Here is a 698-nt window from a genome sequence, read left to right on the forward strand (position 1 = left end):
GAAACGGTGGGACGCAAAGTCATCGGTCTAAAGAGCTTCGGCTCCATGACGGCAGGACTGCCAGACAAAAGTATCCCCTCACCACGGGCGTATATGCGCTTGGGCGGGTTGTGATGCAGTCTTCTACCGGCATAAGACCGGCGGGCAGTCCTCGTTTTGAATTTTTTGAAAACAGGGACTACCGCAATGAAATCCATCACCACCTTCTCCGCCGCAATCGCTACCGCAATCGCCACCCTGGCCGCTCCAGCCTTCGCCGCACAATCCGAAGAGTTCGCCAAGGGCCGCATCATCGTGGAACCGCGTGCCGGCCTGACTGTGGCTGACTTTGCCAAGCAGCTCAAAGCCAACGGCGCCGGCAAGGCGCGCAAACTGGGCCAGAGCAATATCCACGTGATCGACGTGGCGCAAGGCTCGGAAAAAGCGATCGTCAATAAACTGAAGAACAACCCGCACTTCAAGTTCGCCGAACTGGACCAGCGCGTCGAACTGTCCGCCACCGCCAACGACCCCTACCTGGGCAGCGAATGGCATATCGCCAAGATTGGCGCCAATACCGCCTGGGACAGCACTACCGGTTCCGGCGTCGTGATCGCCATCCTGGACTCGGGCGTCGATGCCACCCACCCGGACCTGGCGCCAAACCTGGTCGCTGGCTTTAACGTCGCCGACAACAACACCAACACCAGCGACCTGTG

General features: G+C 59.6%; 1 protein-coding gene and 1 riboswitch. The gene reads left to right on the top strand.

Annotated features, from left to right (window positions below; all coding sequences use genetic code 11):
• Positions 1–65, top strand: a riboswitch (cyclic di-GMP riboswitch). This riboswitch is flagged as partial in the annotation.
• Between the two features lie 121 nt (positions 66–186).
• A partial coding sequence (locus AC1RTP_RS28510; protein ID WP_498612022.1) for a S8 family serine peptidase occupies positions 187–698 on the top strand: 512 nt, incomplete at its 3' end.

It is taken from the genome of Pseudoduganella sp. GW821-FHT11H04 (assembly GCF_058807935.1).